The organism is Nocardiopsis camelliae, from assembly GCF_028993595.1.
Classification (GTDB): domain Bacteria; phylum Actinomycetota; class Actinomycetes; order Streptosporangiales; family Streptosporangiaceae; genus Nocardiopsis; species Nocardiopsis dassonvillei.
The window spans coordinates 2,764,045-2,776,706 of sequence record NZ_CP118614.1; the positions used below are offsets into that span (position 1 = coordinate 2,764,045).

Annotated in this window: 10 protein-coding genes and 1 pseudogene; 6 read left to right on the forward strand and 5 right to left on the reverse strand. The window is 73.3% G+C overall.

Translation table 11 applies throughout. The annotated features are described in order from the left end of the window. Nucleotides 1-16: 16 nt before the first annotated feature. Complete coding sequence (locus tag PV789_RS12060; RefSeq protein WP_274977495.1) at nucleotides 17-1,231, reverse strand: ABC transporter ATP-binding protein; 1,215 nt, start codon at nucleotides 1,229-1,231, stop codon at nucleotides 17-19. Nucleotides 1,232-1,843: 612 nt separating this feature from the next. Here PV789_RS12060 and lnt point away from each other — a divergent pair. Both lnt and PV789_RS12070 read left to right on the forward strand, forming a co-directional pair. Beyond that, nucleotides 1,844-3,589: an apolipoprotein N-acyltransferase gene (gene lnt / locus PV789_RS12065; protein WP_274977496.1), complete on the forward strand. Its 1,746-nt coding sequence runs from the start codon at nucleotides 1,844-1,846 to the stop codon at nucleotides 3,587-3,589. Between the two features lie 207 nt (nucleotides 3,590-3,796). After that, nucleotides 3,797-4,360 carry an FxsA family protein gene (locus PV789_RS12070; RefSeq protein ID WP_274977497.1) on the forward strand — a complete coding sequence of 188 codons (564 nt, stop codon included), beginning with the start codon at nucleotides 3,797-3,799 and terminating at the stop codon, nucleotides 4,358-4,360. A gap of 114 nt (nucleotides 4,361-4,474) precedes the next feature. Here the strand turns inward: PV789_RS12070 and PV789_RS12075 are convergent, their stop codons facing one another. Beyond that, nucleotides 4,475-4,954, reverse strand: a complete 480-nt coding sequence (locus PV789_RS12075; RefSeq protein ID WP_274977498.1) for a nucleoside deaminase — start codon at nucleotides 4,952-4,954, stop codon at nucleotides 4,475-4,477. Between the two features lie 64 nt (nucleotides 4,955-5,018). Then, nucleotides 5,019-7,646: an HAD-IC family P-type ATPase gene (locus PV789_RS12080; RefSeq protein ID WP_274977499.1), complete on the reverse strand. Its 2,628-nt coding sequence runs from the start codon at nucleotides 7,644-7,646 to the stop codon at nucleotides 5,019-5,021. A gap of 299 nt (nucleotides 7,647-7,945) precedes the next feature. Between PV789_RS12080 and PV789_RS12085 the strand changes: the two genes are divergently transcribed. Next, the gene (locus tag PV789_RS12085) at nucleotides 7,946-8,758 is read left to right on the forward strand and encodes an NRDE family protein (protein ID WP_274977500.1); all 813 of its coding nucleotides are present in this window, start codon (nucleotides 7,946-7,948) and stop codon (nucleotides 8,756-8,758) included. 97 nt (nucleotides 8,759-8,855) lie between these two features. Here PV789_RS12085 and PV789_RS29810 read toward each other — a convergent pair whose 3' ends face one another. Together PV789_RS29810 and PV789_RS12090 are read right to left on the reverse strand one after the other, a co-directional pair. Beyond that, nucleotides 8,856-9,287 (reverse strand): ricin-type beta-trefoil lectin domain protein, encoded by a 432-nt coding sequence (locus PV789_RS29810; RefSeq protein WP_368045835.1) that lies wholly within the window; start codon nucleotides 9,285-9,287, stop codon nucleotides 8,856-8,858. Continuing rightward, nucleotides 9,261-10,127: pseudogene (locus PV789_RS12090) on the reverse strand (glycoside hydrolase family 16 protein); the annotation flags it as partial. The gene PV789_RS29810 and the pseudogene PV789_RS12090, both read right to left, overlap by 27 nt. A 474-nt stretch (nucleotides 10,128-10,601) precedes the next feature. On the opposite strand from PV789_RS12090, the gene PV789_RS12095 reads away from it, so the two are divergent. The 3 genes from PV789_RS12095 to mshC all read left to right on the forward strand — a co-directional run bounded on the left by PV789_RS12095 (nucleotide 10,602) and on the right by mshC (nucleotide 12,601). Further along, complete coding sequence (locus PV789_RS12095; protein WP_248769999.1) at nucleotides 10,602-10,811, forward strand: hypothetical protein; 210 nt, start codon at nucleotides 10,602-10,604, stop codon at nucleotides 10,809-10,811. Between the two features lie 242 nt (nucleotides 10,812-11,053). Then, on the forward strand, nucleotides 11,054-11,236 hold the full coding sequence (locus PV789_RS12100; RefSeq protein ID WP_274977502.1) for a hypothetical protein: 183 nt from the start codon (nucleotides 11,054-11,056) through the stop codon (nucleotides 11,234-11,236). 141 nt (nucleotides 11,237-11,377) lie between these two features. Continuing rightward, nucleotides 11,378-12,601, forward strand: a complete 1,224-nt coding sequence (gene mshC, locus PV789_RS12105; protein ID WP_274977503.1) for a cysteine--1-D-myo-inosityl 2-amino-2-deoxy-alpha-D-glucopyranoside ligase — start codon at nucleotides 11,378-11,380, stop codon at nucleotides 12,599-12,601. The last annotated feature ends 61 nt before the right edge of the window (nucleotides 12,602-12,662 follow it).

Here is a 12,662-nt window from a genome sequence, read left to right on the forward strand (position 1 = left end):
GCGCTGTGGGACGGGCTCAGAGGTTGTCGGGGTGGCCGATGGCCAGACCGCTCTGCGGGTCGAAGAAGTGCAGCTGGCTCACGTCCACCGACAGGCTGACCGGCTGGCCCGGGCGCACGTTGCTGCGGGGGCTGACCCGGGCGGTGAACAGCGAGGTGTTGCCGCCCAGCGGCAGGCCGTCGCCCTCGCCCTCCTCGCCCGCCGCGTCCTTGGCCAGGGCGGCGGCGTCCTCGTGGCGGACCGGCGGGGCGTCCACGGTGAAGATCACGTTGATCTCCGTGCCCAGCTCCTCGGTCACGCTCGCCTTGACCTGGATCTGCGGGTCGCCGTTGCCGTCCAGGTCGGCGTCGTTGAAGTCCGAGGGGCGGATGCCCAGGATGAGCTTCTTGCCCAGGTAGTCGCGCAGGCCCGGGCGCGCCTCCAGGACGCTCGCCGGGACCGGCAGCTTGTGCTCGGCGAAGGTGAGCACTGCGCCGTCGCCCTCGGCGACCAGCTCGGTGTCGACGAAGTTCATCGCCGGGGAGCCGATGAACCCGGCCACGAACAGGTTGACGGGGGCGTCGAACAGGCGCTTGGGGGTGTCCACCTGCTGGAGGCGGCCGTCGCGCATCACCGCGACCCGGTCGCCCAGGGTCATGGCCTCGATCTGGTCGTGGGTGACGTAGATGGTGGTGACGCCCAGGCGCTCGTGGAGCTGGTTGAGGGAGGCGCGCATCTGCACGCGCAGCTTGGCGTCCAGGTTGGACAGCGGCTCGTCCATGAGGAACGCGCGCGGCTCGCGAACGATCGCGCGGCCCATGGCCACGCGCTGGCGCTGACCGCCGGAGAGGGCGCCCGGCTTGCGCTTGAGGTAGGTCTCCAGACCCAGCATCTCGGCCGCCTCCTTGACGCGGCGCGCGATCTCGGGCTTGGCCACCTTGCGCAGCTTGAGGCCGAAGGCCAGGTTCTGCTCGACGGTCATGTGGGGGTAGAGCGCGTAGTTCTGGAAGACCATCGCGATGTCGCGGTCCTTGGGCGGGCGGTCGTTGACGATCTCGTCGCCGATGACCAGCGTGCCGCCCGTGATCTCCTCCAGGCCCGCGATCATGCGCAGCGCGGTGGACTTGCCGCAGCCGGAGGGGCCGACGAGCACCATGAACTCGCCGTCCTCGATCTTCAGGTTCAGGTTGTCGACGGCCTTGACGTCGCCGCCGTAGATCTTGTCAACGCCATCGAGGACGATCTCCGCCATGGTTGTCAGCTCCCGGGCCGGGGTCGAGGTGTGGGGTGACGCGGATCATCGGGATGCCCGCGCCGCCGACCTGGGACTTTCGCAATTGATCGAACCAGGCCGTTGTGCTGATCACATCAGACACGATCCTGATCGAAAAGTCCATACTTGGGTCGATGTCGATCCGATTGCGGTCAGACACAAACCCCGTCCGCTCAGCTGGCGTGGCGGCCCCAGGTGCGTTAGCCTGTCCGACGGTTCCTTCCTTTCTCCCCTCCACGCCCTCGGGGCGGCGGCCACGACACGGCAGCCGGGTTGAGGCATCGGGTCGGGGAGTCTGGGTAACCTAACGACCAGTCCAGCACTGGACGGACCGGTTGTGCGGCCCCCGCTCGTCCGATCGGACGCTGCATCACGCGCCAGGTGCAGTTGGGATCGGGTGAGGGGTGGAGTACCGCGACCGGGCGGGGGGTTGGACCCGGAAAAGGCCCGAACATCCAGTAGACAACGGTCTTCCGAGCTCGCCGCCGACGGGACGGAGCCGGTCCGAAGGGTGGCTCGGGCCTTTTCCGCGTCCCCCCATATGCTGACCGCGAGCACCTCTCACCAGCCAGCGGAAAGCGAGCACCCCACGTGGTTGCCGAGCACACCGAGCAGGGCAGCGCCCACGGCTCCGACAGACCCCCGCCGGAACCGGTGGGGCGGGAGCGGACGGCGAACCCGGCACGCTCCCTCGCCTCCGCCTTCGCGCCGGGACACCGCTGGGGACGCCACGACCTGCTGTGGCGGGTGCTCGCCGCGGTCGGCTCCGGTCTCGCCCAGCTCTTCGCGCTGCCGCCCCACGGCCTGTGGTGGCTGGGCCCGCTCAGCGCCGCGCTGCTCGCCCTCGCCGTCGCGGGGGCCCGGACGCGGCGCGCGGCCTGGCTCGGCGCCCTGTCCGGGGCCACGCTCATGGTGCCGCTGGTGCACTGGCAGGACATCTTCGGCGTCGACGTGTGGCTGCTCATCGCCGGAGCCGAGACCGTCTACTTCCTCCCCATGGCGATGGCCCTGGGCGTGGCCGTGCGCCTGCCCGGCTGGCCGCTGTGGACCGCGGCCCTGTGGGTGGCCCAGGAGGCCGTGCGCGCCCGCTGGCCGCTGGGCGGATTCCCCTGGGGCAAGCTCGCCTTCGCCCAGCCCGACACGCCCTTCGTCGGCTACGCCGCCCTCGGCTCCTCCGCCCTGGTGACCTTCGCGGTCGCCCTCACCGGCGGTCTGCTGCTGTGGAGCGCGCTGCGCCTGGCGGGCGCCCTCGGGGCCGGACGCGGTGATCGGGACGACCGAAACGATCGCGACGCCGCGCACGCGGCGGGCACGGGCCCGGGCCGCCCCGCGAACACGGGCGGTTCGCTGCGGACCGGCTGGGTCCCGGCCGCCATCGGACTGGCCGCCGCGGCGGCCGTCGTCGCCGGCGGCGCCCTGGCCCCCGCGATCGGCCGCCCCGACGTCTCGCACACCGTCACCGTCGGCATGGTCCAGGGCAACGTCCCCAACGTCGGACAGATGTCCATCGCGGGCGAGCGCATGCAGGTCCTCAACAACCACGCCGACGGGGTCCACGAGCTCGCCGACGCCGTCCGCGCGGGGGAGCACCCCCAGCCGGACATGGTGCTGCTGCCGGAGAACGCCAGCGACATCGACCCCTTCCGCGATCCCCGGGCGCGCGAGATCATCGACGCCGCCGCGGCCGACGCGGGCGTCCCCCTGCTGTGGGGCATGAGCCGCTTCAACGACGACGGCACCCGCTACGTCAGCAGCGTGGTCTGGGACCCCCGGACCGGGCCGGGCGAGATCTACGACAAGCGCTACCTCGTGCCGTTCGGCGAGTACGTGCCCTTCCGCGACTTCTTCACGCGGTTCGTGGCCCGCCTCCAGCAGGTCAGCTCCGACGCCGTCCCCGGCACCGAACCCGGCGCCCTGGACGTGGGCGGCACCACCCTGGCCGTGGGCATCTGCTTCGACGTGGCCTTCGACCTGCCGGTGCGCGAGTCCGTCGCCGCGGGCGGGCAGGTCATCGTGGTCCCCACCAACAACGCCAACTACAACTTCACCGGTCAGACCAACCAGCAGCTGGCCATCACCCAGCTGCGCGCCGTCGAGCACGGCCGCCCGGCGGTGGTCGTCTCCACCAGCGGCGTCAGCGCCGTGGTCAACCCCGACGGCAGCCTGGCCTACAGCTCGCCCGAGGCGGTGCCCGACATCCACGTGGCCGAGCTGGAGGCGATGGAGGGCACCACCGTCGCCACCCGCCTGGGCGCCGCGCCGGAGGCGCTCCTGAGCGCCCTGGGGCTGGGCGCGGTGGTCGTGGCGGTGCTCCTGGGGCGCCGTCGCCGCGCCTGAGGGGGCGGGCCCGCCCCGTGCCCGGGAGGCACGGGGCCGACGGCAGGGCCCTGTGCGGGCGCGTGCGGACGCGCGGAAGGGCGCGTCCGAGGGGCGTTCACGCGCACGCCCGGTCGGGAAGCACGCGTCCGGGGGAACCCTGGAGCCCGCGCGCGCGTTCTCTCCTGTAGGGGGAGCTCCCGCCGACGACCCGGAGGATGGTTACGCATGCCGCTGCTGACAGTGCTGGCGCTGATGGCGCTGCCCTTCCTGGAAGTGTGGCTGATGATCGTCGTCGGCGGCTGGATCGGCGTCCCGTGGACGCTGGCCGCGCTGGTCTCGCTGATGGTCCTGGGCGTGGCCGTGCTGCGCCGGGCCGGGACCAGGGCCTTCCGGGACGCTGACCAGGCCATGCGCTCGGGTGAGCAGCCGCGCGGGGGCCTGCTCGACCCGCTCATGCTCATGGCGGGCGGCATCCTGCTCGTGATCCCCGGGTTCATCACCGCCGTGCTCGGCCTGCTGATGGTCCTGCCCTTCACCCGGCCCGTCCTGCGCTGGGCCTTCGCCTCGTGGGCGCAGCGCCGCGTGCGCAGGATGCAGGAGCGGATGAACGAGGAGTTCGTCGTCCGCGGGTCCACCGCCCCCGGCGGCCCGGGGGCGGGTCCGGCCGCGGGTCCGTTCGGCCCCGGCCAGGACCCGTTCGGCCCCCGCGCCGACGAGGACGCCGCCCCGCGCGACCGCGGCCGCGTCATCCAGGGGCGGTTCGAACCCCGCGACGACGACAAGGACTGACGGCGTCCACCGCGCTGACCGCCCTCACGCGCTGACAGTGCTCACCGCGCCGACGGCCCCGCCCGCGCTCAGCGCGGGCGGGGCCGTCGACGGGCTGCGGGGAAGGCGCCGGTGTCAGCTCCGGCCGTGGAAGCGGGCCTGGAGCGCCCGCACCCGCGCGACCAGGGAGTCCACCGGCCCCTCCACCGTGATCGCGGGCACGATCTCGCCGATCGGCAGCGCCCGCACCGGCGCCGGGGGCGCGCCCCACTCCTTTAGCCACGAGGTGAGCTGCGCCGAGGAGGTCGCGTACACGATCCGGCCCAGCCCTGCCCAGCCGTGGGCGGCCGAGCACATGGGGCAGTGCTCCCCGGAGGTGTAGACGGTCGCCGCCGCCCGTTCTCCGGGGCTCATGCGGGTGGTCGACCACCGGGCGATGGCGAACTCCGGGTGCTGCGTCGGGTCGCCGCCGGCGACGCGGTTGCGGTCCTCGAAGAGCACCGTCCCGTCCACGGACGCCAGCACCGAGCCGAAGGGCTCGTCACCCGCCTCCAGGGACTCCTCGGCCAGAGCGACCGCGCGCCGCAGGCGGCGCATGTCGGTTTCGCTCAGCATGTCCTGCCCCTCTCCCTACCGCCCTCTGCCGGCCCCGGTCCCCGCGCCTCTCGGAGAACGGCTGTCACACCGGCTCCGGGGTGCGCTCCTCGGCCTCGCGCCCGTCTTCCCTCTCCGCCGCACGAGCCTCGGACCGGGCCATCATCCGGTCGTCCACCACCCGGATCACCGTGATCACCACGATCGCCACACCCGCCACGGCCAGACCGGTCAGCACCTTGGTCGGGTCGCTCACGTCCAGGTCGAAGAACCACTGGCCCAGCGGTGTCACCATCGCCAGCGTCAGCAGACCCACCATGGAGCCCACCATCAGCACCTTCCACCACACGTACGGCTTGGCCACCAGCAGCAGCACCCACAGCGTCGTCGCGCACAGCGTGATGACCACCGCCGTCCGGTCGGCCGGGTCGGGCACAGTCCGACCGCCCAGCACCAGCAGGTAGGTCGTCACCGCGGCGAAGCCCGCCACCATGCCCGAGGGGATCGCAAGCCGCAGCGTCCGCATCACGAACCCCGGCCGGGCGATGTCGGTGTTGGGCGCCAGCGCCAGGAAGAACGACGGGATGCCGAACGTCACCGCGTTGATGAGCGTGGCGTGGCGCGGGAAGAAGGGGTAGGCCACCGCCAGCAGGCCCACGATGATCGCCAGCGTCATCGTGTACACGGTCTTGGTCAGGAACAGGTTGGCCACCCGCTCGATGTTGCCGATGACCCGGCGGCCCTCGGCCACCACGCGCGGCAGCACCGCGAACCGGTTGTCCAGCAGCACCAGCTGGGCCACCGACCGCGACGCCGGGCTCCCCGAGCCCATCGCCACGCCGATGTCGGCCTCCTTCAGCGCCAGCACGTCGTTGACGCCGTCACCGGTCATCGCCACCGTGTGCCCGCGGTCGCGCAGGCCCCTGACCAGGTCGCGCTTGCGCTCGGGCGTCACCCGGCCGAAGGCCGAGCGCTCCTCCACCTCGCGGGCCAGCTCGTCGCGGTCCTCCGACAGCGCCCGCGCGTCCACCGGCTGGTCCGCGCCCGGCAGCCCCAGCTCGCGGCCCACCGCGCCCACCGACGCAGCGTGGTCACCCGAGACGATCTTGACGTCCACGCCCTGGTCCCCGAAGTAGTCCAGGGTCGGACCGGCGTCCTCGCGCAGCCTCTGGTCCAGCACCACCAGGGCCACCGGCAGCACGGCCCCGGGCGCCTCGTCGGAGTCCACCCGCGCCGACGCGCGCGCCAGCAGCAGCACGCGGCGGCCCTGCGCGCCCAGCCGGGCCGCCTCGGCGGCCGCCGGGTCCTGCGCGGAGGCCAGCACGTCGGCCGCGCCCAGCACCCAGTGCTCCTCGCCGCCGGGGGTGAGGAAGCTGGCCCCGCTCCACTTGCGGGCGGACGAGAACGGCGCCAGCGCCGTGACCGTCCAGTCGGGCGCGGCCTGGCCCGCGGCCTCGCATCCGCGCGCGATCGCCGCCATGCTCGCGTTGTGGTCGGGGTCGCCGGCCGCCAGCGCCGCCAGCACGAGCGACGGGGACGCCTCCCCGCCGTGCCCGCCCAGGTCGCGGATTGCGGCCAGCTTCATGCCCGCCTCGGTCAGCGTGCCCGTCTTGTCGGTGCACACCACGTCCACGCGGGCCAGGCCCTCGATCGCGGGCAGCTCCTGCACCAGGCACTTGTGCCGCCCCAGCCGGATCACCCCGACCGCGAACGCGATGCTGGTGAGCAGGACCAGGCCCTCGGGGATCATCGACACCAGGGCCGCGACCATGCTGCGCAGGGCGTCCGCCAGCGGGCCGGAGATCTGGCCGCCCGAGGTCGACTCCTCCAGGCCCACGTGCCCGCCCAGGACCAGCTGGCTGTAGATCAGCAGGGCGCCGATCGGGAACAGCGCGTAGGTGATCCAGGTCAGGATGCGGTTGATGCCCGACCGCAGCTCCGAGTGCACCAGCGAGAAGCGGCTCGCCTCCTCGGCCAGCCGCGCCGCGTAGGCGTGCCGCCCCACCTTGGTGGCCCGGAACCGGCCGGTGCCCGCGACCACGAAGCTGCCCGACATCACGGTGCCCCCGGGCCGCTTGACCACCGGGTCGGCCTCGCCGGTCAGCAGCGATTCGTCGACCTCCAGCCCCCCGGCCCAGGTGACGGTGCCGTCGACCACGATCTGGTCGCCCACGCCCACTTCCAGGACCTCGTCCAGGACGATCTCCTGCGTGGCCACGTGCACGGTGGCGCCGTCGCGCACCACCCGCGGCCGGGCGGCGTTGACGATGGCGAGCTTGTCCAGGGTGCGCTTGGCCCGCAGCTCCTGGACGATGCCGATCAGCGTGTTGAAGAGGATGACCATCGCGAACAGGCCGTCCTGCACCGGGCCGATCACGGCGATGATCGAGAACAGCACCGCGACCATGGCGTTGATCCGGGTGAACACGTTGCCGCGGATGATCTGGCCGACCGTGCGGCTCGCGCGCACCGGCACGTCGTTGGTCCGCCCCGCCGAGACCCGCTCGGCGACCTGCCGTCCGGTCAGCCCCGTCTCGGGAGGAGGGCCCGCCGGGCCCCTGGGGCCTGCGGGAACGGGCTCGGCGGAGGCTCCGGCGGGAGCTTCGGGGGCGCCGCCGCCCGCCTGCGGTCCGGGGACGGCGGAAACCGCGTCCCGCGGCCTGTCCGCGGTGCTGTCCGCACCGTCGTCGGTCCGGTCGGGTTGCTCGGGCACGCACTACTCCTGTGTGGTCCGGGAAACTAGACGGGCGGGAAGGCGCCTCGGACGCGGCATCCGCCCCGCACACGCGAAGGGGGAGGGAGACTACAGACTAGAAGACTCCCGGACCGGGAACCGGCACACCGTCCCCCGGTCCCGGGTGGTGCCCGCACCACCCCGGGCCCGCGCGGACTACTGCCGAGGGCCCCTCCGGGTACGGTTGCGTCTACCTCCTGTCCACATCCCCGTTCCGCCCGCGCCGCCGCGGGGACCGCACCACACCGGGGACCCACAGCAAAGGTCACAAGGTCGTCATGTGCACTGTCGTCGTCGGCTTCGACCCCGGCGCGGACACGCCCCTGGTCATCGCCGCGCTCCGGGACGAGATGTCCTCCCGGCCCTGGGACGGGCCCGCCCGGCACTGGCCCGACCGGCCCGACCTCGTCGGCGGCCGGGACCGCCTCGCGGGCGGCACCTGGCTGGCGGTGGACCCGTCGGGCCCGCGCACGGCGGCCCTGCTCAACGGCTGGCCCTGGGACGGGCGCATGCCCTGGGAGGGCACCTACCCGGCCAGCCGGGGCGAACTGCCGCTGCGCGCCCTCGCCCACGCGGGCCGCAACCCGGGCCGCGACCCGCTGCACGGCGACGACCCCACCCTCTACGCGCCCTTCCACCTGCTGGACGCCGACGCCCGCCGGGCCGGGCTGCACAGCTGGGACGGCCGTTGCCTGGACACCCGTCCGCTGCCGGTCGGCGTGAGCATGGTGGTCAACACCGGGCTGAACCCGGACGACCCGCGCGCCGCCCGCCACACTCCCGAGTTCGCGCGTACCCGGCCCGACCCGGCCGACCTGTCCCGCGCCAAGGGGGTGGAGGAGATCTGGGGGGAGTGGCCGCGCCTGGTCAACGAGGCCGCCGATTCCGCGCCCCGTTCGGCGGGCCCCGACGAGTCCGGCGACCCGACCGGCCTGGTCGCCCGCGCCGACCTCGGCGGGGGCAGGACGTGGGAGACCGGGTCGGTGACCCTGCTGGCCATGGACCGCGAGACCGTGCGCTACGCCTTCACCGACGCCCCGGCCGATCCAGGGGCGTGGCGGATGATCGACACCTCGGCCCCCCGGTTCTGAGACGCGGGGGGCCGAAGGCGCCGCCGACCGCCCGAGGAGTGGCGGACGGCGGGGCGCCGTCCGCCGGAGGGGGTCGGCGGGCGGCACGGGTGAGGGGTCAGCCGTTCAGGCTCCAGCGCTGGACGGCGCTGCCGTCGCAGTCGGCGATCACCATCCGGGTGCCGTCGCTCTGCGCCCGGCCCTGGGGTTGCAGGCAGCGCCCCGACTGCGGGTTGCGCAGGGCCTGCGTCCCGCTGTCGTGGGTCCACCGCTGCGCGCCGGTCCCGTTGCAGGTCCACAGCTGTACCGGGGTGCCCGCGGCGGTGGCGCCGCCCGCCACGTCCAGGCACTTGTTGAACGCCCGGAACGTGCCGTCGGAGCCCTCGGTCCACTGCTGGGCCTGGTTGCCGTTGCAGTGCGCCAGCTGGATCGGGGTCCCGTCGCCCGTCTGGGCCCCGGCCACGTCGAGGCAGATGCCGTTGGAGGCGGTGACCGTGCCGGTGCCGCCGCCGGGGCTGCCGCCGTCCGAGTAGATCCGGACGTAGTCCACGAGCATCTGCTGGGGGAACTGGGTGGTGCCGTCGGGGTAGCCGGGCCAGTTCCCGCCCACGGCGATGTTGAGGATCATGAAGAAGGGCTGGTCGTAGACCCAGGGGTTTCCGCGCGTGTCGGCGGGGGTGTAGGTCTGGTAGGCGTTGCCGTCCACCGACCAGGTGATGGAGCCGGGGCGCCAGTCGATGGCGAAGGTGTGGAAGGTGTCGGCGAAGGACCAGCCCTGCGGGTGCATGTAGGACCCGGTCAGGGGGTTGCCCCCGGAGTAGCCGGGCCCGTGGAGGGTGCCGTGGACCAGGTGGGGTTCGCGGCCGATGTTCTCCATGATGTCGATCTCGCCGGAGTTGGGCCACGGGGTCTGGGGGAAGTCGGCGCCGAGCATCCAGAAGGCGGGCCAGATGCCCTGGCCGCGGGGGATCTTGATGCGGGCCTCGATGCGGCCGTAGGCGTGTTCGACCTTGTTCTGTGTGGTCATGCGGGCGGAGGTGTAGCCGCCGCCCGCTTCCCTGCGCGCGGTGATGACGAGGTTGCCCTGGCCGTCGAGGGCGGAGTTGGCGCGGCTGTTGGTGTAGTTCTGGAGTTCGTTGTTGCCCCAGCCGTGGGCGCCGGTCTCGTGGTTCCAGTTGGCGGGGTTGGGGGCGCTTCCGGCGGCGCCGTTGAACTCGTCGGACCACACCAGGGCCGCCGCACGGGCGGCTTCGGCGGAGGCCGGGGCCGTCGTGTCCTCGGGGACGGGGGCGGCCGAGGCGGCCCCGACCGGGATCACGAGCGCGGCGGCGGTGAGGAAGGACAGTGCTGCGGAGGCGAGGGACCTGCGGGGCCGGTACGCGATGCGCATGGGCTACTCCGGGGGGAAGCCCCGCCGCGGCGGGGCGGTGACGGGCGGAGTCGGTCCCGGGCACGGAGGGCGTGCGCGGGACCAGGTGGGCGACTGCTCGCAGTCGCCGTGTTACGCAACGAATCTAATTGGTAAGTTACTGTACGTTTAGTTTTCCTTCAGCACAAGGGGTGTGAACAAGGGAAGGGCGACGGAACGGGGGACGCGGTCGGGCCCTGGTCCCGAAGACGGACACGTGTGGCTTTGATGTGCCAACTCTGTGCATTCCGGACGGAGCAACGGGTAGGGGACAGGAACGCTGTGGAACGCTCCCTTCCCGTTCCCCGTTGACCTGGGGTGGAGCGAAAGGATTCCGGAACCGCGCTGGAGGCGGTTCAGGGGATCGTGTTCACGGTGAACCCGGGGCGCGGAGGCAGCGTCACACCGTGACCCTGGGTACCCCACAACCGCCGACCCACCCCCGAAGGACCGCCCATGAGCGCCATGCCCGTCCGTGACCAGGCCGCCCCCTCCCACCACGCCCTCAGCCCGCGACGGGAGCGCCGCGACGTGTCCCGCGCCCGGTGGCGGCTCCGGGCGGTCCACGCCGACATCGTCGAGTTCGGCCCCGCCGGGGACCCCGAGCTGGCGCGCACGGCCGAGGCGCTGGACCTGCTCGAACTCGCGGACGCGGCCCGGCCCTGACCCCGGGCGGACGTCCGGGGCCGACCCCGCCTGCTCCGGCCCCGCCCGCTGCGACCCCACCTGCTCCGGTCCGGCCACTCGGCCCTGACCAGGGCGGGCGTGCGTCACCGGTGCGCATAACCACCGTCACACCCCCGGGTCGCGACGGCGTGTCAACCCCGAGAGTGACCACGGCGTCTCAGAGAGAGACGGCACACGCCGTCAGGCTCGCGTGAGGACACGCGTTCACGGCAGGGGGCACGATGGAGGGCCGTAACGGCAACCTGGTGGAGAGCGGAGCGTACTGGCTCCTCTACGTCGTCTCGGTCAGCGGCGCACTGCTGCACTGGCGCCTGGGCAACGAGGGGATGGCCGCGCTGTGCGCCGCCGTGGCGGTGTTCGGCGCCCTGCTCATCAGCCGCAGGTACCACGACCTCGCCGCGTGAGCCCCGGATCCGGACCGTGCGCACTCTCCGCCGCACCGGTCGCACCCGGCTTATTCCCACCTCTCCTGGGGTGATCATCACGCGCGGTGCCCACCCTCCCGCGCACGCGTGTCGCACGCGCGTCCGGATAGGCTGCGCGGTATGCGTTCATGGTCTGCGCCTGACATCGTCCCCCTGCCGGGTACCGGCGGTCCCCTTCGTGTCCACGACACCGCCACCGGCCGGATAAGGACGACGACGCCGGGCCCCCGGGCCGGGATGTACGCCTGCGGCATCACCCCCTACGACGCCGCCCACCTGGGCCACGCCTTCACCTACCTCACCTTCGACCTGGTCAACCGGGTCTGGCGCGACGCGGGCCACGACGTCAACTACGTGCAGAACACCACCGACATCGACGACCCGCTCCTGGAGCGCGCGGAGGCCACCGGCGTCGACTGGCGCGACCTCGCCCACCGCGAGATCGACGTCTTCCGCGAGGACATGGCCGCCCTGCGGATCATCCCCCCGACCTCCTACGTCGGCGTGGTGGAGTCCGTCGACCTCATCAGCGACCTCGCCGCCCGCATCCGCGACACCGGCGCCGCCTACGAGCTGGACGGGGACCTGTACTTCTCCGCCGCCGAGGCGCCCGAGTTCGGCGAGATCAGCCACCTGGACCGCGGGCAGATGCTGGAGCTGTTCGGCGAACGCGGCGGCGACCCCCGGCGCACCGGCAAGAAGGACCCGCTCGACTGGCTGCTCTGGCGCACCGAGCGCCCCGGCGAGCCCGCCTGGGACAGCCCCCTGGGCCGCGGGCGCCCCGGCTGGCACATCGAGTGCAGCGCCATCGCCCTGGACCGGCTCGGCCCCGCCTTCGACCTCAACGGCGGCGGCAGCGACCTGATCTTCCCCCACCACGAGATGGGCGCGGCCGAGACCCGATGTGCCACGGGCGGACCCAACGCCCACAACCACCTGCACGTGGGCATGGTCGGCCTCGACGGCGAGAAGATGTCCAAGTCCCTGGGCAACCTGGTCTTCGTCTCCAAGCTGCGCCAGCAGGGCGTGGACCCGGCCGTCATCCGCCTGGCCATGCTCGCCCACCACTACCGCGCCCCGTGGGAGTGGACCGACGCCGAACTCCCCGCCGCCACCGCCCGCGCCGAGCGCTGGCGCGCCGCCCTGGCCCTGGGCGCGGCGCCCGACGCCGCCCCGGTGCTCGCCGCCGTGCGCGCGGCCCTGGCCGAGGACCTGGACTCCCCGGCGGCCCTGGCCGCGGTGGACGCCTGGGCCGACACCGCCCTCACCGAGGGCGGCGCCGACACCGGCGCGCCGACCCTGGTGCGCGCGACCGCGGACACCCTGCTGGGCGTGCGCCTGTAACCGCGGGCCGCCTGGCTCCGCCGGACTCGACCGGCGACACCGAAGGCCTTCGATGTCGCCG

Bases quoted from the DNA above. Each gene is read 5' to 3' on its own strand.
- PV789_RS12060 (WP_274977495.1), bottom strand. From the start codon at position 1,231: ATGGCGGAGATCGTCCTCGATGGCGTTGACAAGATCTACGGCGGCGAC.
- PV789_RS12070 (WP_274977497.1), top strand. From the start codon at position 3,797: ATGCCGCTGCTGACAGTGCTGGCGCTGATGGCGCTGCCCTTCCTGGAA.
- PV789_RS12075 (WP_274977498.1), bottom strand. From the start codon at position 4,954: ATGCTGAGCGAAACCGACATGCGCCGCCTGCGGCGCGCGGTCGCTCTG.
- PV789_RS12085 (WP_274977500.1), top strand. From the start codon at position 7,946: ATGTGCACTGTCGTCGTCGGCTTCGACCCCGGCGCGGACACGCCCCTG.
- PV789_RS12095 (WP_248769999.1), top strand. From the start codon at position 10,602: ATGAGCGCCATGCCCGTCCGTGACCAGGCCGCCCCCTCCCACCACGCC.
- PV789_RS12100 (WP_274977502.1), top strand. From the start codon at position 11,054: ATGGAGGGCCGTAACGGCAACCTGGTGGAGAGCGGAGCGTACTGGCTC.
- mshC (WP_274977503.1), top strand. From the start codon at position 11,378: ATGCGTTCATGGTCTGCGCCTGACATCGTCCCCCTGCCGGGTACCGGC.